This is a genomic window from Kluyvera cryocrescens NBRC 102467 (assembly GCF_001571285.1).
In the GTDB taxonomy this organism is placed as follows: domain Bacteria; phylum Pseudomonadota; class Gammaproteobacteria; order Enterobacterales; family Enterobacteriaceae; genus Kluyvera; species Kluyvera cryocrescens.
Window position 1 is genome coordinate 54,076 of record NZ_BCTM01000002.1, and the last position, 18,312, is coordinate 72,387.

At 55.9% G+C, this 18,312-nt stretch carries 16 protein-coding genes; 10 read left to right on the forward strand and 6 right to left on the reverse strand.

Translation table 11 applies throughout. The features are described 5' to 3' along the window. The first annotated feature begins 45 nt into the window (after positions 1-45). The 6 genes from KCR01S_RS02135 (at position 46) to tyrR (ending at position 6,955) form a co-directional block, all read left to right on the forward strand. Positions 46-1,614, forward strand: a complete 1,569-nt coding sequence (locus tag KCR01S_RS02135; protein ID WP_061279512.1) for an ABC transporter substrate-binding protein — start codon at positions 46-48, stop codon at positions 1,612-1,614. A gap of 78 nt (positions 1,615-1,692) precedes the next feature. Continuing rightward, positions 1,693-2,742, forward strand: a complete 1,050-nt coding sequence (locus KCR01S_RS02140) for an ABC transporter permease (protein WP_061279513.1) — start codon at positions 1,693-1,695, stop codon at positions 2,740-2,742. Then, positions 2,742-3,575 carry an ABC transporter permease gene (locus tag KCR01S_RS02145; RefSeq protein ID WP_061279514.1) on the forward strand — a complete coding sequence of 278 codons (834 nt, stop codon included), beginning with the start codon at positions 2,742-2,744 and terminating at the stop codon, positions 3,573-3,575. The genes KCR01S_RS02140 and KCR01S_RS02145 overlap by 1 nt, the downstream gene beginning before the upstream one ends. Continuing rightward, positions 3,568-4,404: an ABC transporter ATP-binding protein gene (locus tag KCR01S_RS02150; RefSeq protein ID WP_061279515.1), complete on the forward strand. Its 837-nt coding sequence runs from the start codon at positions 3,568-3,570 to the stop codon at positions 4,402-4,404. Before KCR01S_RS02145 ends, KCR01S_RS02150 begins: the two co-directional genes overlap by 8 nt. Further along, a complete protein-coding gene (locus KCR01S_RS02155) occupies positions 4,391-5,095 on the forward strand; it encodes an ABC transporter ATP-binding protein (RefSeq protein WP_061279516.1) in 705 nt (234 codons plus the stop codon). Before KCR01S_RS02150 ends, KCR01S_RS02155 begins: the two co-directional genes overlap by 14 nt. A gap of 318 nt (positions 5,096-5,413) precedes the next feature. After that, the gene (tyrR, locus tag KCR01S_RS02160; RefSeq protein ID WP_061279517.1) at positions 5,414-6,955 is read left to right on the forward strand and encodes a transcriptional regulator TyrR; all 1,542 of its coding nucleotides are present in this window, start codon (positions 5,414-5,416) and stop codon (positions 6,953-6,955) included. Positions 6,956-7,006: 51 nt separating this feature from the next. On the opposite strand, the gene tpx is transcribed toward tyrR, so the two are convergent. After that, positions 7,007-7,513: a thiol peroxidase gene (gene tpx / locus KCR01S_RS02165; protein WP_061279518.1), complete on the reverse strand. Its 507-nt coding sequence runs from the start codon at positions 7,511-7,513 to the stop codon at positions 7,007-7,009. A gap of 100 nt (positions 7,514-7,613) precedes the next feature. Between tpx and ycjG the strand changes: the two genes are divergently transcribed. Continuing rightward, positions 7,614-8,579: an L-Ala-D/L-Glu epimerase gene (gene ycjG / locus KCR01S_RS02170; RefSeq protein ID WP_061279519.1), complete on the forward strand. Its 966-nt coding sequence runs from the start codon at positions 7,614-7,616 to the stop codon at positions 8,577-8,579. Here the strand turns inward: ycjG and mpaA are convergent. Continuing rightward, positions 8,570-9,289 (reverse strand): murein tripeptide amidase MpaA, encoded by a 720-nt coding sequence (gene mpaA / locus KCR01S_RS02175; protein ID WP_061279520.1) that lies wholly within the window; start codon positions 9,287-9,289, stop codon positions 8,570-8,572. The two genes, ycjG and mpaA, sit on opposite strands and share 10 nt — an antisense overlap. A gap of 191 nt (positions 9,290-9,480) precedes the next feature. On the opposite strand from mpaA, the gene KCR01S_RS02180 reads away from it, so the two are divergent. Further along, positions 9,481-11,097, forward strand: a complete 1,617-nt coding sequence (locus tag KCR01S_RS02180; protein WP_061279521.1) for a peptide ABC transporter substrate-binding protein — start codon at positions 9,481-9,483, stop codon at positions 11,095-11,097. Between the two features lie 137 nt (positions 11,098-11,234). On the opposite strand, the gene KCR01S_RS02185 is transcribed toward KCR01S_RS02180, so the two are convergent. Continuing rightward, on the reverse strand, positions 11,235-11,447 hold the full coding sequence (locus KCR01S_RS02185; RefSeq protein WP_061279522.1) for a KTSC domain-containing protein: 213 nt from the start codon (positions 11,445-11,447) through the stop codon (positions 11,235-11,237). 252 nt (positions 11,448-11,699) lie between these two features. Here KCR01S_RS02185 and amyA point away from each other — a divergent pair, with 252 nt between their 5' ends. Next, the gene (amyA, locus tag KCR01S_RS02190; RefSeq protein WP_061279523.1) at positions 11,700-13,187 is read left to right on the forward strand and encodes an alpha-amylase; all 1,488 of its coding nucleotides are present in this window, start codon (positions 11,700-11,702) and stop codon (positions 13,185-13,187) included. Between the two features lie 64 nt (positions 13,188-13,251). On the opposite strand, the gene bdcA is transcribed toward amyA, so the two are convergent. Further along, a complete protein-coding gene (gene bdcA / locus KCR01S_RS02195; RefSeq protein ID WP_061279524.1) occupies positions 13,252-13,965 on the reverse strand; it encodes an SDR family oxidoreductase in 714 nt (237 codons plus the stop codon). 212 nt (positions 13,966-14,177) lie between these two features. On the opposite strand from bdcA, the gene KCR01S_RS02200 reads away from it, so the two are divergent. After that, positions 14,178-15,074 carry a LysR family transcriptional regulator gene (locus KCR01S_RS02200; protein WP_061279525.1) on the forward strand — a complete coding sequence of 299 codons (897 nt, stop codon included), beginning with the start codon at positions 14,178-14,180 and terminating at the stop codon, positions 15,072-15,074. A 37-nt stretch (positions 15,075-15,111) separates the two neighbouring features. Here the strand turns inward: KCR01S_RS02200 and KCR01S_RS02205 are convergent, their stop codons facing one another. Together KCR01S_RS02205 and KCR01S_RS02210 are read right to left on the reverse strand one after the other, a co-directional pair. Beyond that, positions 15,112-15,852: an NADPH-dependent oxidoreductase gene (locus KCR01S_RS02205; RefSeq protein WP_061279526.1), complete on the reverse strand. Its 741-nt coding sequence runs from the start codon at positions 15,850-15,852 to the stop codon at positions 15,112-15,114. Positions 15,853-16,054: 202 nt separating this feature from the next. Beyond that, complete coding sequence (locus KCR01S_RS02210; protein WP_112205094.1) at positions 16,055-18,199, reverse strand: putative bifunctional diguanylate cyclase/phosphodiesterase; 2,145 nt, start codon at positions 18,197-18,199, stop codon at positions 16,055-16,057. Between the last annotated feature and the right edge of the window lie 113 nt (positions 18,200-18,312).

The following is an 18,312-nucleotide window of genomic DNA, read 5'->3' on the forward strand; positions in this document are numbered from 1 at the left end:
ATTTAGTCGAAAACTTCAACGACATAATCACTTTCAGGAAGTCCGATGACCAAAAAGCTGCTGTCTTTACTTGTGCTGAGTGCGCTGTCAGCCTCCGTTTATGCTGCAACCCCGGCCAATACGCTGGTGGTTGCCCAAGGCCTTGATGACATTGTCAGCCTTGACCCTGCGGAGGCCAACGAGCTCTCCAGCATTCAGACGGTGCCAAGCCTTTACCAGCGTCTGGTGCAGCCAGACCGTACCGATCCCGCTAAAATTACGCCGATTCTGGCCGCGAGCTGGCAGGCCGATGCGGCAGCGAAAACCCTGACCATTAAACTGAAAAGCGACGCGAAGTTCGCCTCCGGAAACGCACTGCGTCCGGAAGATGTGATTTTCTCCTACACCCGCGCCGTCACGCTCAACAAATCCCCGGCCTTTATTCTTAACGTCCTTGGCTGGCAGCCTGACAACATAGCCAGTCAGTTGAAGAAAATCGACGATCATACGCTACAGGTGAGTTGGACTGCCGATGTCAGCCCGGCGGTGGCGCTGAATATTCTTTCGACGCCAATTGCTTCTATCGTCGATGAGAAACTGGTGGCGGCCAACGTCAAAGGTAACGATTTCGGCAACGAGTGGCTGAAAATGCACTCGGCGGGCAGCGGCGCGTTCAAAATGCGCGTCTATCAGCCGCACCAGGCCATCGTACTGGAAGCCAACGAGAGCTCGCCAACCGGCGCGCCGAAGCTGAAAAGCGTGATCATCAAAAACGTGCCGGATCCGGCCTCCCGCCGCCTGCTGATCCAGCAGGGCGATGCTGACGTTGCCCGCGATCTTGGCGCCGACCAAATTGATGCGCTGCAGGGTAAACCAGGGCTACAGGTGCTGAGCATTCCATCCGCCGAGCAAAACTACGTGGTATTCAATACCGGCAATAGCGCTAACCCGCTGCTGGCCAACCCGGCATTCTGGGAAGCGGCCCGCTGGCTGGTGGACTATAACGGCATCACCAAAGATCTGCTAAAAGGGCAGTATTTCGTTCACCAAAGTTTCCTGCCGGTGGGTTTCCCGGGCGCGCTGGACAACACGCCGTTTAAATTTGATCCGGCGAAGGCGAAAGAGATTCTGGCTAAAGCCGGGATCAAAGATGCGCACTTCACCCTCGACGTGGAAAACAAACCGCCGTTTATCACTATCGCCCAGTCGATGCAGGCGAGCTTTGCCCAGGGCGGTGTGAAGGTGGATCTGCTGCCGGCAGCCGGTAGTCAGGTGTACGCGCGCGTGCGCGCTAAACAGCATCAGGCGGCAATTCGTCTGTGGATCCCTGACTACTTCGATGCGCACTCTAACGCCAGCGCTTTTGCCTTTAACGACGGCAAATCGAGCACCGTTGCGGGCCTTAACGGCTGGAAAATCCCCGAGCTGAATAAAGCCACGCTGGCGGCAGTTGCCGAGCCGGATGCCACCAAGCGCCTCGACCTGTACAAAAAAATGCAGGAAGAACTTCAACGTAGCTCGCCGTACGTATTTATTGATCAGGGTAAAACGCAAATCGTTATCCGCGATAACGTGAAGGGCTACCAGCAGGGGCTTAACGCCGATATGGTCTGGTACGACCGCGTCACGAAGTAATCGCCGTCGCAGCAGCGGCCCGCAGGCGTCAGCTTTCGGGCCGCTGTTGTTCTTTTATTGTTGATATACGGAATGCTCATGCCCGCCGCTTTACCGAATCCAACCGCTCAGCGAACCCGGCGTTTACTGTCCGCGCTGTTTCAGGGGCTGCTCACCCTGGCGCTAACCCTCCTGGGGCTGCTGCTGGTGACCTTTGCGCTCTCAGCTTTCTCACCCGTTGATCGGGTGCTGCAAATCGTTGGCGACCACGCCAGCCAATCCACCTACGATCAGGTTCGTCACCAACTGGGCCTTGATCGTTCGCTGCCGGTACAGTTCTGGCACTATCTGCTGAATCTGGCTCACGGTGATTTGGGCACCGCCAGCGCTACCGGACAGCCTGTACTGCACGATCTACTGGCGGCATTTCCCGCTACCTTAGAACTGGCGACTTTAGCGCTGATCGTGGGCGCCGTGCTTGGCGTGATTGCCGGTGTGCTGTGCGCTCGCTACGCCGGGACGCCGTGGGATTTTGCCGTACGAACTCTCACGCTGCTGGGCAACTCGGTACCAATTTTTTGGCTTGGGCTGCTGATGCTGGCGCTGTTTTACGCAAAGCTTCAATGGAGTCCCGGGCCGGGTCGGCTCGACGATATCTACCAGTTCACCATTGAGCCGAAAACCGGCTTTGCGCTGATTGATACCTGGCTTTCCGGCGATAAAGAGGCGTTTCGTAATGCATTCAGCCATCTGGTGCTGCCCGTGCTGCTGCTGGCCTATTATTCGATGGCCAGCATCACGCGACTGACGAGATCCGCCTGTCTGAGCGAGATGAACAAAGAGTACATCCTGCTGGCGCGTGCCAAAGGCGCTGGCGAGATGAGCATATTGCTGCGCCATGTGCTGCCCAATATTCGCGGTACGCTGCTCACGGTTATCGCGCTAGCCTACACCTCCATGCTGGAGGGCGCGGTGCTGACCGAAACGGTCTTCTCCTGGCCGGGGATCGGCCGCTATCTGACAACGGCGCTATTTGCCGGCGATATGTCAGCCATTATGGGAGGCACGCTGCTTATCGGCGTGTGCTTTGTATTGATTAATAACCTCACCGACGTGCTGGTGCGGCTGACCGACCCGAGGGTGAGCTGATGCCTACGTCTGTCTTTTTTCGTCGTTTACTCCGATCGCCGGCGGCCTGCAGCGGCCTGATTGTCATCACCTTATTGCTCCTGACCGCGCTGTTTGCGCCCTGGCTCGCGCCGATGGATCCGAACTGGCAGGACGCCGCAATGCGCCTGCAAATGCCGGGTGCAACGCATTGGCTGGGGACCGATAGCTATGGGCGCGATCTGCTTTCCCGCCTGATCTATGGCACTCGTCCGGCGCTGGGGCTGGTGGCGCTGGTGACGGTCATTACCCTGCCAGTGGGGCTGTTGGTCGGGATTCTCTCCGGCTATTACGGCGGCTGGCTCGAGCGCATTTTGATGCGTTTTACCGACGTGGTGATGTCGATGCCGCGGTTGATTCTGGCGTTTGCTTTTGTCGCCATGCTGGGACCAGGGCTGGTCAACGGCGCACTGGCGCTGGCGCTGACCACCTGGCCTGCTTATGCGCGGCAGGCACGCAGCGAAATTCAGCGTTTGCGCCACAGCGACTATCTGGCCGCCGCCGAGATGATGGGCATTCGCGGGCTTCGGCTGTTGGTTGGCCATATTCTGCCGCTGTGCCTGCCGTCCGCCATCGTGCGCTTAGCGCTGGATCTGGCAGGAATTATTCTGGCTGCCGCTGGACTGGGGTTCCTTGGGCTCGGTGCTCGTCCGCCAATGGCGGAGTGGGGGGCCATGATCGCTGATGGTATGCAGGTGATATTTGACCAGTGGTGGATTGCCGCGGCCCCTGGTGCGGCGATTTTGATCGCCAGCCTGGCGTTTAATCTACTGGGTGATGGTTTACGTGACGTTCTGGAGCCGCAACATGACTGAACAACGCTTGTCCGTTCAGGGACTGAATATTGATTATCCCGGGTCGCGGGTGGTCAATAATATGAGTTTTACCCTCGGCAATGAGCGCTTAGCGTTGGTGGGGGAATCGGGCTCCGGCAAATCCATGACCGCGCGTGCGTTGATGGGACTGGTACGTCGACCGGGGATTGTCACGGCTGACCAGTTGAATGTGCTGGGCCGTGATGTGTTGACCTTAAATGCGCGAGGCTGGCGTGCGCTGCGGGGAAGCGATATCGCGATGGTATTGCAGGATCCGCGCTATGCGCTTAATCCGGTGAAAACGGTGCGTGCGCAGTTGGAAGAAGTGTTGACGCTGCATCAGCGGCTTAATCGCCGCGAACGTCAGGAAAAGATGGAAGCGGCGGTTCTGGCGATGGGGTTGGATGTTCAGGTGCTCAATCGCTATCCGGGCGAACTGTCCGGTGGTATGGGGCAACGGGTGATGATTGCTATTGCACTTATCAACGACCCTCAGGTGCTGATTGCCGATGAACCAACCTCGGCGCTGGATGCCAGATTGCGTAACCAAATCCTGGAGCTGTTAGTGGCGCAATGCGAACAGCGGAAAATGGCGATGCTGTTAATCAGCCACGACCTGCCGCTGGTGGCCGAGCATTGTCATCGGGTGCTGGTGATGTATCAGGGGAACCGCGTCGATGAGATGACCGCCAGCGCGTTGCCGCAGGCGACGCATCCCTACACGCGGACGCTGTGGACTTGCCGCCCGAATGCGCACACCTATGGGCAGCCGCTACCGACGCTTGACCGTCGCCAGAGCTTTGAGGAGGTGGGATATGACGATCTTTGATCTCAATGCGCTTCAGGTCACCTTTGGTGATAAAAATGCTGTATCCGGTGCCCAATTCCAGGTAGAGGCGGGAGAAACGTTTAGCCTGATTGGCGAGTCGGGATGCGGGAAGTCCACGATTCTGCGGGTGATTGCCGGGCTCCAGCGCGAGTGGCGTGGCCAGGTGACACTGTTTGGCCAGAACATCACGCCGGGGACACGTTTTCAGGGGGCGCTGCGGCGTAACGTGCAGATGGTTTTTCAGGACCCCTATGCCTCGCTGCACCCAAACCACACGCTGTGGCGCACGCTATCCGAGCCACTGCAAATCCACGGTGAGAGTGATATTGAAGCACGAGTGAATACCGCGCTTGAGCAGGTGGGGCTGCCCGCCGATGCCGCGCGACGGTATCCGCATCAGCTTTCCGGCGGACAGCGTCAGCGCGTGGCCATTGCCCGTGCGCTGCTGCTGCGGCCTAAAATTCTGCTGCTCGACGAACCGACGTCGGCGTTGGATATGTCGGTGCAGGCGGAAATACTCAATTTGCTTAACCGGTTGAAGCAGGATCACGGGATGACCTATCTGCTGGTGAGCCACGATGCTGATGTGATTGCGCATATGTCGGATCGCGCGGCATTTATGGCCGGTGGTGTGATCCAGCGCTTTTTCGATCGCGATGCGATAGGGCGCGGCGAACACCGAATGGGGTGAACGCTCACGTTGGGGAGTACCGGCCCCTTGCCCTTCAGCCCTGAGGGGCAAGGGGCCGTGTTGTACGCGTTGTCGCTTTATCCGCCGCTGCCCGCGTGTTCGCAGTACTGGTGCTCTGGGCCCGCTCTCCAGTTTTAAGGGAGAGGGCTGGGGGGCCGGTTACCGCGCGGTGCAGTTTTCACTTCATGAACGCATAACTTTACGGCACAAAGTCGATTTTTCCGCCATACTGTCAATAATTGTTGACAGTCATCTTCCCGCCAGTGAAAAACTGTCTTATTATTCATACGTCTTTGGCTTTTAAGGGTGAAAACTCCCATGCGTCTTGAAGTCTTTTGTGAAGACCGTCTCGGTCTGACTCGTGAACTGCTCGATCTTCTGGTCCTGCGCGGCATTGACCTGCGCGGCATCGATATCGACCCTGTTGGCCGAATCTATCTTAATTTCGCGGAGCTGGAATTCACCAGCTTCAGCAGCCTGATGGCGGAAATCCGCCGTATCGCCGGGGTCACGGACGTACGCACCGTACCGTGGATGCCATCAGAGCGCGAGCATCTGGCGCTGAGCGCATTGCTGGAAGCGATGCCGGAACCGGTGCTGTCGCTGGACACCCGCAGTAAAATCGAACGCGCAAACCCGGCAAGCTGTCAGCTGTTTGGCATGAGCCAGGAGCGTATGCGCAGTCATAACGTCACGCAGTTGATTAGCGGTTTTAATTTCCAGCGCTGGCTGGAGAGTGATTCCGTTGAGTCGTTGGCTGAGCATGTGGTGATTCAAGGGCAAAACTTCCTGCTGGAAGCGACGCCGGTGTATCTCAACGGTGAAGACGATACCCGTATTCTCGGCGGCGCGGTGGTGATGCTTCGCTCGACGCTGAGAATGGGACGCCAGTTGCAGACCATGACCACCCAGGATGTGAGCGCATTTAGCCAGATCGTGGGGGTTAGCCCGCGTATGCGTCAGGTGGTGGATCAAGCGCGCAAGCTGGCGCTGCTGACCGCGCCGCTGCTGATTGTCGGGGAAACCGGCACAGGGAAAGATTTGCTGGCGCATGCCTGCCATTTAGCCAGCCCAAGAGCAGCAAAGCCGTATTTGGCGCTGAACTGCGGTTCTATCCCGGAAGATGCGGTAGAGAGCGAACTGTTTGGTGATGCAGCAGAAGGTAAAAAGGGCTTCTTCGAGCAGGCCAACGGCGGCTCGGTGCTGCTGGATGAAATCGGTGAAATGTCGCCGCGTATGCAGACCAAACTGCTGCGTTTCCTTAATGACGGGACGTTCCGTCGCGTCGGTGAGGATCATGAAGTCCACGTTGATGTGCGCGTGATTTGTGCCACCCAGAAAAACCTGGTCGAGCTGGTGCAAAAAGGGCTGTTCCGCGAGGATCTCTACTATCGTCTTAACGTACTGACCTTGAATCTGCCTCCGCTGCGCGATCGTCCGCAGGACATCATGCCGCTGACCGAGCTGTTTGTGGCGCGCTTTGCGGATGAGCAGGGGATTTCCCGGCCGAAGCTGTCTGCCGATCTCAATACCGTGCTGACCCGCTACGGCTGGCCGGGCAACGTTCGTCAGCTGAAAAATGCGGTGTACCGCGCGCTCACGCAGCTTGAAGGTTATGAACTGCGTCCGCAGGACGTGCTGCTGCCGGATAATGATGTCTCCAGCGTGGCGGTGGGTGAGGAAGCGATGGAAGGGTCATTGGATGATATTACGCGTCGCTTCGAACGCTCGGTGCTGGCTCAGCTTTATCACAGCTATCCAAGTACGCGTAAGCTGGCAAAACGCCTTGGCGTTTCGCATACCGCGATTGCGAATAAGCTGCGTGAATACGGCCTGAGCAGTAAGAAGGGCGAAGAGTGATAAAAAAAACAGCCTCTTAAGAAGAGGCTGTTTTGCTTTTGCGGTCGGTGCTTACGCTTTCAGCGCAGCCAGTGCCGCATCGTAGTCTGGTTCGTTGGTGATTTCGTTCACCAGCTCGCTGTAGACAACGTTGTCGTTTTCATCGATGACCACAACGGCACGTGCCGCCAGGCCTTTCAGGCCGCCATCTGCAATGCCTACGCCGTAGGTCTGCAGGAATTCTGGCGCACGCAGGGTGGACAGCGTCACAACGTTGCTCAGACCTTCTGCACCGCAGAAGCGAGACTGCGCGAACGGCAGGTCAGCGGAGATGCACAGAACAACGGTGTTATCCAGCTCGCCCGCCAGTTGGTTGAATTTACGCACGGATGCCGCACAAACGCCGGTATCGATGCTTGGGAAAATGTTCAGAACTTTACGTTTGCCAGCGAACTGGCCGAGGGTGACGTCAGACAGATCTTTTGCCACCAGCGTAAACGGTTGAGCTTTATCGCCAGCCTGTGGGATAGAACCTTGAACAGCAACGGGATTGCCCTGGAAATGTACGGTTTGCGACATGATTATCTTCCTGTTTACATATAGTTAACGTCTGCCCTAGTGTATGACATCAGGTGTTAACACGGCAAACCCTATTTGCGCCTAATAAAAAGGAGTGAAAATGAGAAAGCTGCGCGTTTTTGAAGAAGCCTGGCCGCTGCACTCGCCGTTTGTTATCGCTCGCGGTAGCCGCAGCGAAGCGAAGGTGGTGGTGGTAGAGCTTGAACAGGATGGCGTCAAAGGGGTCGGTGAATGCACGCCGTATCCGCGCTATGGGGAAAGTCTGGCTTCGGTGATGGCGCAGATAATGGCCATTGGAGAACAGCTTGAGCAGGGGATTACCCGCGCACAGCTAGCAGCCATGCTGCCCGCCGGCGCCGCGCGCAATGCGGTCGACTGCGCGCTGTGGAGTCTGGAGGCGAATCAACTTAAAAGTGACGTTGTCACTCAGCTCGGCGTTGCGCTTCCCGACACGGTGGTGACTGCACAAACGGTGGTCATCGGTACCCCAGAACAGATGGCCGCAAGTGCAAAAGCGCTGTGCGCCAGCGGGGCGACGCTGCTTAAGGTCAAGCTGGATAACCATTTTATCTGCGAACGGATGGTGGCGATCCGCGAAGCGGCGCCGCAGGCCACGCTGATTGTCGACGCCAATGAATCCTGGCGTGGTGATGGCCTGGCGGCGCGCTGCCAACTGTTAGCGGATCTCAATGTGGCGATGCTGGAACAGCCGTTACCGGTTGGTGAAGACGAGGCGCTGGAGAATTTCATTCACCCGCTGCCGATTTGCGCTGATGAAAGCTGTCATACCCGCGATGATCTGCCGGTGCTGCGGGGACGCTATGAGATGGTGAACATTAAACTCGATAAAACCGGCGGCCTCACCGAAGCGCTGGCGCTGGCAGCCGAAGCCAAAGCGCAGGGTTTCGCGCTAATGCTGGGCTGTATGCTCTGCACCTCGCGGGCGATTAACGCTGCGTTGCCGTTGGCCACGCAGGTTCGGTTTGCCGACCTTGATGGCCCAACCTGGCTCGCCGTTGACGCGCAGCCGGCGCTACGCTTTACCTGCGGTGAGCTTCATTTGTGATGGGTTGGCTGCCAGTGCAATAGCTGCGTCATCGCATCGAGGTAATTCTCGCTGGCTTCATCAGAAGAGATGGGCGGGAATTCTGCGGTGATGCAGTGCAGACCAATATCGTCACACCAACTGCCAAAGGAGCCCGGCGTTTCATAGCCAACGCTGCTGACCAGCGGCAGGCTGAATGCCGTTGACAACCACTGTCCCAGCTCGCTGTTTCGACTGTCTTCAATACAGGCCAGCGGATCATGGAATGACACCACCCAGGCCGGGCTAATTTGGTGAATCAGCTGGCAAAGCCCCCGGCTTTCCGGCTCTGAGCCAGGGCGGCTGCCGGTCAGCAGCACCACATCGCGTTGCTCGGCGGCGCTGTTCCAGCGGTAGACGGTCTCACCCGCTTTCCAGTTAGCAGCCGGGAAGTTGCGATTCAAATCGACACCGTTCGCGTTGGCACGTAGCCCAAGCTGGCAGCCATCCGGGTTGACCGCCAGGATCACGTGATGGCGGCGAAGTTCCGGTGACAGCGCGCGCAGCGCACAGGAGAGGGTGACGACCGAGGAGTTCTCATCCCCGTGGGTGCCGGCGATAATCAAACCACTTTGCGGGCCTGCCGTGGCTGCGGGGAACCAAATAAGCGGTGCGCCGAGCAGTGAACGGCCGTAGTGTTGTGTCCCTTGCGGGAACGCGCCGCGCTGGGCGCGAGGGCGGAGAGCTGACATAGTGGAATTCCTGATTCCCGGTGAGATACACAGCAGTGTTGTGCAAAACTCGCCACGAATCAAATAGTTTCCTGAGCAGTAATAGGCGGCGTAAATCAACTTTCTATGATATGACATTTGCATTTATAGAAAGTGAAACAAATAATATTTCCATTATGTTACTTGGGTTTATCTACTTTATAGGGGATGTCATGAAGTATCCTTTCACCTTGACCTGCATTGCTGCACTGCTTTCAGGCCTGAGTTCCGCCGCCATCGCGGCTGATGTTCCCGCCGGAACCGTGCTGGCTAAGCAGCAGGATCTGGTTCGCCACATCAAAGATGAACCCGCATCATTGGATCCGGCAAAAGCGGTCGGACTACCTGAAATCCAGGTGATCCGCGATCTGTTTGAAGGGCTGGTTAACCAGGACGCTAACGGTAATATTATTCCCGGTGTTGCTACCCGCTGGCAGACTAACGATCAGAAAATCTGGACCTTTACCCTGCGTAACGACGCAAAATGGTCTGACGGCACCCCGGTCACGGCGCAAGATTTCGTCTACAGTTGGCAGCGTTTGGTCGATCCGGCCACCACGTCACCGTTCGCCTGGTTTGCCGCGCTGGCTGGGATCGCTAACGCCCAGAATATTATCGACGGTAAAGCCAAGCCAGATTCACTGGGCGTGACCGCTGTTGACGCGCATACATTGCGGGTTCAGCTTGATAAGCCGCTGCCGTGGTTCGTCAATTTGACCGCCAACTTCTCCCTTTATCCGGTGAATAAAACGAACGTCGAGAGCGATAAGAACTGGACGCGCCCGGGCAAGCTGGTGGGCAACGGTGCCTATGTACTGGCAGATCGCGTGGTTAACGAAAAGCTGGTGGCGACGCCCAACAAGCACTACTGGGATAATGCCAAAACGGTGATCCAGAAAGTCACCTTTGTGCCAATTAACCAGGAGTCAGCGGCAACCAAACGCTATCTGGCCGGCGATATCGATATCACCGAATCGTTCCCGAAAAACCAGTATCAGAAGCTGCTCAAAGAGCTGCCGGGCCAGGTCTATACCCCGGCACAGTTGGGCACGTATTACTACGCCTTTAATACCCAGAAAGGGCCAACCGCCGATGCGCGCGTGCGCCTGGCGCTGAGCATGACTATCGACCGACGGATTATCGCTGAGAAGGTGCTGGGAACCGGTGAAAAACCGGCATGGCGCTTGACCCCTGACGTGACCGCGGGCTTTACGCCGCAGCCTTCGGCGATGGAGCAGAGCAGCCAGGCGGAGCTGAATGCTCAGGCCAAAACGCTGCTGCAGGCGGCAGGCTACGGCCCAAATCGCCCACTGAAGCTGACGCTGCTGTATAACACCTCGGAAAACCACCAGAAGATTGCGATTGCCGTGGCGTCGATGTGGAAGAAAAACCTCGGTGTTGACGTCAAGCTGCAAAACCAGGAGTGGAAAACTTATATCGATAGCCGTAATACCGGCAATTTTGATGTGATTCGCGCGTCATGGGTTGGCGATTACAACGAGCCGTCGACCTTCCTGTCGCTGCTGACCTCAACCAATACCGGTAACATCGCCCGCTTCAACGAACCGGCCTACGATAAGGTGATCCGCCAGGCGGCGATGGAGAATACCGCCACCGCGCGTAACGCTGACTATAACGAAGCGGAAAAGATTCTGGCAGAGAAGGCGCCCATCGCGCCGATTTATCAGTACACCAACGGGCGCTTAATTAAGCCGTGGCTGAAAGGCTATCCGATTACCAACCCGGAAGACGTGGCGTATACGCACACGATGTATCTTATTAAGCACTAATGAAACGTTAAACATGACTTAAAACTGGCCATGGCGCGACTCACAGCGCCATGGTTTTTTCATCCTTTCACACGGCGGTGAAGAAAACTTCGTTGAGCGCTTATAAGCCACGTCTCTTAGGCAAAGAAACCCGAAGGTTAAGCGATTTTCCGACAGAGAAATTTATCTTTAATGACGCCATCAAAGAAACGGCCTTTGGATTTGACGGTTAAAAAGGTTTCGTAAGTTTTGGGCGGTACACCGACATATTGGTAAATACCCAAACCAAAGAATTCTATTTCGAGAGTTTTTTGTTTTACGTCATAACCAATTGATTTTATTCGTGATGATGAAACATCCTGACGCTGCATTATGTTCTAGTTACTCCCTTCAGCTTTGAGTCGCTGCCGGTCTCACCCGGCTGAGTCATCATCTTAACGCTTACTGACGCATCATCTGCACAAATTCGTGAATAAATAAGATTTTTTTCTGGCACTGACAGCGCGATAAAAAGGATGGATGAGGGTACGGTGCGCCATCGCCGCGTGTTTATCCCATCATAATCTCGCATGCGGCACGTTTCGCACTTATAGTTTTTCTGTCGCCCCACACGGAGAACCGGTATGCGCAATCCCACCTTATTACAGTGTTTCCATTGGTATTATCCCGCCGGCGGTGAATTGTGGCCGGAGGTGGCAGCGCTCGCCCCGAATCTGAATGAAATCGGGATTAATATGATTTGGCTGCCGCCGGCCAGCAAAGGGGCGTCCGGCGGCTATTCCGTCGGCTATGACAGCTACGATCTATTTGACCTCGGCGAGTTTGACCAGAAAGGCTCGGTGGCCACCAAGTATGGCGATAAAGCCCAACTTCTGGAGGCGATTAGCGCGCTGCAGCAGCATGAGATTGCGGTGCTGATGGATGTGGTGCTCAACCATAAGATGGGGGCGGATGAAAAAGAGCGGATCCGCGTGCAGCGGGTCAACGCGGAGGACCGGACGCAGATCGATGAGGAGATCATCGAGTGTGAAGCGTGGACACGATACTATTTTCCCGTCCGCGAGGGGAAGTATTCACAGTTTGTCTGGGACTATAAGTGCTTTAGCGGCATCGATCATATCGAAAATCCTGATGAAGACGGCATTTTCAAAATCGTTAATGACTATACCGGCGAAGGCTGGAACGATCAGGTCGATGATGAAATGGGCAATTTTGACTACCTGATGGGCGAGAATATTGATTTTCGCAACCATGCGGTGACCGAAGAGCTGAAATACTGGGCGCGCTGGATGCTTGAGCAAACCCACTGCAACGGTTTTCGGCTCGATGCGGTGAAACATATCCCGGCCTGGTTCTATAAAGAGTGGATTGAACACGTCCAGGAAGTCGCGCCGCAGCCGCTGTTTATTGTGGCCGAATACTGGTCGCATGAAGTGGATAAACTCCAGCAATACATCGCTCAGGTGGAAGGGAAGACGATGCTGTTCGATGCCCCTTTACAGCTTAAATTCCACGAAGCGTCACGAATGGGGCGCGATTATGGTATGAGCCAGATTTTCACCGGCACGTTGGTTGAGGCCGATCCGTTCCACGCGGTGACGCTGGTGGCTAACCACGATACTCAGCCGCTTCAGGCGCTGGAGGCACCGGTGGAAGCCTGGTTCAAACCGTTGGCATACGCCCTGATTTTGCTGCGCGAAAACGGCGTGCCGTCGGTGTTTTATCCCGATCTGTTTGGGGCGCACTATGAAGATAGCGGCCGCGATGGGCAAAACTACACTATCGATATGCCGGTTATCGAACAGTTGCATGAACTGATCGATGCCCGCCAGCGGTTCGCGCACGGTGTACAGACGCTGTGGTTTGATCACCCCAACTGCATTGCTTTTAGTCGCAGTGGTACCGAAGATATGCCCGGTTGCGTCGTGCTGTTGTCTAATGGCGACGAAGGGCAAAAGACGCTGACCTTGGGTGCGAATTACGGCAATAAGCGCTGGCGAGATTTTCTCAACAATCGGGGAGAAACGCTTGAGACCGACGCCGAAGGCTGCGCGCTCTTTACCTGTAATGGCGGCAGCGTCAGCGTATGGGTGATGGAAGAGGTGCTCTGAAGCCCCTTTCGCTGGAGGCTGGAGAATGCGTCAGGCGCGTGGTCGCGCGCCTGACGCAATTTAGCTAGGCACCAAATGCGCCGTCGATGGTGTGCATGGCGCCAGTCACGAAAGAGGCTTCCGGCCCGGCGAGCCACGCCACCATTCCCGCCACTTCTTCCGGCCTGCCGTGACGCTTTATCGCCATAAAGCTGTGCATCAGTTCCTTCAACGGGCCCGATTCTGGGTTGGCGTCGGTGTCGATAGGGCCGGGCTGGACGATATTCACCGTGATCCCCAGTGGGCCAAAGTCACGCGCCAGACCGCGTCCCAATCCCTGTAATGCCGATTTACTGACGGAATAGGCCGCAAGGCCGGGAAGCGGCATGCGGTCGCCGTTGACTGAACCGATGACAATAATGCGTCCGCCGGGCGGCATTTTGCGTGCTGCTTCAACGGCTGCGTGGTAGGGCGCGTGAATATTAATCCGGAACAGGCGATCGACGGCGTCGCTGTCCAATTCCCGCGCATCGCCGAACAAAATAATGCCGGCGTTAATCACCAAAATATCCAGCGGCCCGCTATCGGCTACCAGTTTGATTATCGCGTCGCGATCGGCGCTGTCGGCCAACACGGCGGTGCTGCCGGTTTCCTGTGCCAACGCCTGCGCCGCGTCACGCGAGCCGGCGTAGGTGAATACCACCGAAGCGCCGTCCGCGGCAAAACGTTGGACGATTGCTGCGCCAATACCGCGGCTACCACCTAAAACCAGTACAGATTTGTTCTGAAATACGGCCATGAAAGAACTCCTGATGCGTTGTGGTGAAGCGACCCGATGCTTCGGCGATGCGTCCGCCTGCAAGGAGTATAGTTGCGGTGATAAGAGTACGACGTGGCAGCAATGATGGAGGATGACGCCTCGCGAATGGCATAAACGCGCGAATGGTTGCTATCACGGTCCATCTCCATGAATAATCAGACTCTCATTAGCGATAGCGGAAAAACAGCACCATGAATCAACTGCTGGCGATGCGGGTATTTGTCCGCGTGGTGGAGACCGGTTCTTTTAGCCAGGCCGCAGGTCAACTGATGCTGCCGCGTTCAACGGTCAGCAAATTGGTGACCGATCTGGAAAAACATCTGCGCATTAGCCTGATACAGCGCACGACGAGAACGGTGAGCATTACCTCCGAGGGGCTGGAGTACTATCACCACGCGCAACGTCTGATTAGTGAACTCGATGAAATCGATAGCGCGCTCAGTGGGCGTAAGCTACGGCCCAGCGGACATCTGCGTATTGATGTGCCGGTGTCGTTTGCCAACGGAATGCTGATCCCGGCGCTGCCGGATTTTCACCGGGAGTATCCCGAGATTACGATTGCGCTGGGGATCAGTGACCGGACAATTAATATTGTTGGCGAAGGCGTCGACTGTGCGATCCGCGCCGGTGCCTTGCAGGATATGACGATGATAGCGCGCAAGATCGCCGATCTGGATTTTGTGCTGTGCGCCTCGCGGGATTATCTGGCGCGCCACGGCATGCCGCAATCCCCGACGGATATCGCGCGGCACCATACCTGCGTAGGCTATTTTTACGCGTCATCGGGAAAGCCGGAAATGCTGGTGCTGGAGAAAGATGGGCAGCGCTTCGAGTTTGATAATAGCCATTTTTGCACCAATGAAGGCACCGGGCTGACCAGCCTGATGCTGGCGGGATTAGGTATTGGCCAACACCTACGCCGCGTAGTCCAGCCATGGCTGGACTCGGGGGAACTGGTCGAAATCCTGCCACAATGGTCGCGGCCGACGATTCCACTGCATGCAGTGTATTCGTCCAATCGCCATCAAAGCGCACGATTAAAAGTGTTTATTGACTGGATCATCACCACCTTTGGCCAGCCGTCGTAAGCGGCGCGACGGCTAACGGTTCGCGGGAAAATCGCCGCTACTTATCGACATTAAATCCCTGATGCAAGAGTCCTGGCAGGACATCAGGATAATAAACATGGTCATAATACCCGGCGACCGTTTGGCTCCAGTTTTCCCCTTCACCGCGATCAATACGCTGCCAGTGCTCGGACAGCTCGCGGTTGTGCGTTGCAATCAGAGCATCCAGTTCGCCGTCCTGATAGCGTTCCTCATGGCGGAAAGCGTTAATTGGCATGCGTGGTTTCAGGTGTGCCGGTTTATCAACATAGCCGAGGGTCAGGCCGTTTATCGGGAAGGTCAAATCAGGCAGATTCAGCAGTTCAATCACTTGCTGCGGGTTATTACGGATCCCGCCGATGGGCACGACGCCCAGCCCCTGTGAACGGGCGGCCAACATCGAGGATGCCAGTGCGATCCCCACGTCCTGACTACCGGAAACGATGCTTTCAATGCTGGTATGGGCCAACTGTTGTTTACCAACAGCTTCAATACCGATACGCGACTTATGCATATCCAGGACAAAGGTCAAAAATACCGGTGCCTGAGCCACCCATGGCTGCCCGCCGGTAAGCGCAGCAAGCTGCTGCTTCGTCTCTTTATCACGGGTCACGATAATGGACACCTGCTGGGAGTGTACTGAGGTGGGGGCGCGCCAGGCGGCGCGAATCACGTTGTCCAGTACGTCGTCAGGAATCGCTTTATCAAGGAAACTACGGTCGCTCTGGTGGGATAACAACAGTTCAAGGGTATCGTTCATTTTTCTCTTCGTCATGATCGGTGCGTGGGTGATAGTGCCAGGATAATTGAACAGTAAAACCTTAACAATGACGAAAAAGTGATAACACTATCCATGGATATGGATAATGTCGCCGGATATCCGTGATGGCCACGTCGGTAGCGTTTTTTGTTCGGTGAGTCAGCCAGATGAGCGCTGAATACTCATCTGGCTTGCGATGATCTCAGGCCTGCTTTTTTTTGCCCGATGATGACGAGATATCCCGGCGAATGGCGGCAGGGGCATTCGGATCGCCGCTGAGCGGCAGGTTACTGAGCATGATATCAATGTCCTCAGCCGGCACCGGATCCGAGAACCAGAAGCCCTGCAACGCATCACAACCTAATCCAGAAAGGAGCCGCTGCTGTTCCTGCGTTTCCACGCCTTCAGCCACCACGTCCATATTCATCGAGTGAGCGATATTAATGATGGTGGAGACAATTTTGATATTTTTGCTGTTCTCGCGCATATCCTTGGTAAAACTTTTATCGATTTTCAGCTCGCCGGCGGGCAGGTCCTGCAAGGCCAGCATATTGGAATAGCCGACGCCGAAATTGTCGATGGAGATGGTTATTCCGATCCGGCAAAAATCGTTAAAAATCTGCACACTGCGGTCGAAACCGTGCAGTGCCGCGGTTTCAGCCAGCTCAATGGTTAATCGCGTAGGCGAAATGTGGTGACGCAGCAGCGCATCGCATACCTGCTCATAAAAATTCTGCTGTTCAAACTGAACCGGTGAAATGTTCAACGATAGCGTCCAGTCATCGTGGCCAGCGCGGGTCCACTTGCGGAGCTGTTCGCAGCCTTTTTCCAGAACCCAGTTACCAACGGGAACGATTAGCCCGGTATTTTGCAGCGTGGGCAGGAACACCTCCGGCAGCAGAATACCTTTTTTCGGGTGTCGCCAGCGCAGCAGCGCCTCAAAACCATAAATACGTTTTTCTTTCACGTGATATTTCGGCTGATACCACAATTCGAACTGCCCGCGTTCCAGCGCCTGCGTGAGATCCTGGAGGAAATGCGCGCCTTGCCAGGTGCTGTCGAGCATCGACTCATGGTACATAACCCAGCCGTTGCGGCCGTTATGCTTCACGTGGTACATCGCGGTATCGGCGGAAAGTTTGAGATCCTGAGGCGTCTCACCGTGGCCGGGGTAGAGGCTTATTCCCACGCTCAGGGAGATTTGCAAAATCTGCCCGGAGTGATAGAACGGCCGGCGGATACTTTCGACCATCCGGGTGCAAATATCGGCAATTTCCGCCTCATTGCAGTTGGGGGCCAACAGAATAAATTCATCGCCGCCGATCCGTGCCAGGGTCATTTTAGGGCTCAGACAGGCGCTCATCCGGTTAGCGACGGAAACCAGTAGATTGTCCCCGACGTGATGCCCCCAGGCGTCGTTAATCAACTTGAAGCGGTCGAGATCCATCAGCACCAGCGCAAAGGTGCTGCCCGCCAGTCGCGACTGGTGAAGGCATGCCAGTAGCCGCATATCAATTTGGCTGCGGTTAGCCAATCCGGTTAAACCGTCGTAGCGGGCCTGTTGCTCAAGCTGCTGATTCAGACGTTGCAGATTTTCGGTGAGCCGCGTGGTGCGCACCTGCGAGTCGACCATCGAAATCATCAACATCAGCCCAAGCAGCAGCAGGGTGGTGACGGTGACCCAAATGGACAATCCTTCTTCACTCACCATGGCATCATGGCCCGCCATCATATGACCATGGCCGGTGAAAGTGGCGGCACTCATCCCGGTGTAGTGCATGGCGGCGATGGCGATCCCCATCGCCAGCGCAGCGCCGATGCGCGTCAGTAGTACGCCTTTACTGTTCAGGCGTAAGCTAAACGCCAGCCACAGCCCTACGCAGGAGGCCACAATGGCGATAATCACCGAGGCAATAATCAGCGGAACGCTCCAGACAATATCATCGTGCGCCATCAGTGCCGCCATGCCCACGTAGTGCATGGTGACCACGCCGCTGCTCAACAGCGCGGTGGCAATGCACAGGCGTTTAAGCGATAGCGTATTTCCCGCGACGGCAATATTAATCGCCAGCGAAGAGGCGATAATAGCGGCCAGTAGCGAAACAATCGTCAGCTCAAGGTGATAGCTCATCGGCATCGGCATTTTCATCGCCAGCATGCCAATAAAATGCATTGACCAGATACCAATGCCTAACGTTGCGCCGCCGGTTATTCGCCAGAACAGCGCTGCTTTTTTATTTGAGGCAGCAATTTTTGCCGCGCTGTCGAGTGCGACAAAAGAAGCAATGAATGCCACCAGGAATGAAATACCGACTAGTATCGGGTCCCACGAAGCGTGCAGCATCATGCAATCCATACCTTTTCATAAGGGGGTTGTAATTAATCTATCAGCAAATTCTTAATTTAAGCCAGAAAAATAACAATATAGATACGTTCTTTTTACATGATTAAGCGCATCGA

Bases quoted from the DNA above. Each gene is read 5' to 3' on its own strand.
- KCR01S_RS02135 (WP_061279512.1), top strand. From the start codon at position 46: ATGACCAAAAAGCTGCTGTCTTTACTTGTGCTGAGTGCGCTGTCAGCC.
- KCR01S_RS02140 (WP_061279513.1), top strand. From the start codon at position 1,693: ATGCCCGCCGCTTTACCGAATCCAACCGCTCAGCGAACCCGGCGTTTA.
- KCR01S_RS02145 (WP_061279514.1), top strand. From the start codon at position 2,742: ATGCCTACGTCTGTCTTTTTTCGTCGTTTACTCCGATCGCCGGCGGCC.
- KCR01S_RS02150 (WP_061279515.1), top strand. From the start codon at position 3,568: ATGACTGAACAACGCTTGTCCGTTCAGGGACTGAATATTGATTATCCC.
- KCR01S_RS02155 (WP_061279516.1), top strand. From the start codon at position 4,391: ATGACGATCTTTGATCTCAATGCGCTTCAGGTCACCTTTGGTGATAAA.
- tyrR (WP_061279517.1), top strand. From the start codon at position 5,414: ATGCGTCTTGAAGTCTTTTGTGAAGACCGTCTCGGTCTGACTCGTGAA.
- tpx (WP_061279518.1), bottom strand. From the start codon at position 7,513: ATGTCGCAAACCGTACATTTCCAGGGCAATCCCGTTGCTGTTCAAGGT.
- ycjG (WP_061279519.1), top strand. From the start codon at position 7,614: ATGAGAAAGCTGCGCGTTTTTGAAGAAGCCTGGCCGCTGCACTCGCCG.
- mpaA (WP_061279520.1), bottom strand. From the start codon at position 9,289: ATGTCAGCTCTCCGCCCTCGCGCCCAGCGCGGCGCGTTCCCGCAAGGG.
- KCR01S_RS02180 (WP_061279521.1), top strand. From the start codon at position 9,481: ATGAAGTATCCTTTCACCTTGACCTGCATTGCTGCACTGCTTTCAGGC.
- KCR01S_RS02185 (WP_061279522.1), bottom strand. From the start codon at position 11,447: ATGCAGCGTCAGGATGTTTCATCATCACGAATAAAATCAATTGGTTAT.
- amyA (WP_061279523.1), top strand. From the start codon at position 11,700: ATGCGCAATCCCACCTTATTACAGTGTTTCCATTGGTATTATCCCGCC.
- bdcA (WP_061279524.1), bottom strand. From the start codon at position 13,965: ATGGCCGTATTTCAGAACAAATCTGTACTGGTTTTAGGTGGTAGCCGC.
- KCR01S_RS02200 (WP_061279525.1), top strand. From the start codon at position 14,178: ATGAATCAACTGCTGGCGATGCGGGTATTTGTCCGCGTGGTGGAGACC.
- KCR01S_RS02205 (WP_061279526.1), bottom strand. From the start codon at position 15,852: ATGAACGATACCCTTGAACTGTTGTTATCCCACCAGAGCGACCGTAGT.
- KCR01S_RS02210 (WP_112205094.1), bottom strand. From the start codon at position 18,199: ATGATGCTGCACGCTTCGTGGGACCCGATACTAGTCGGTATTTCATTC.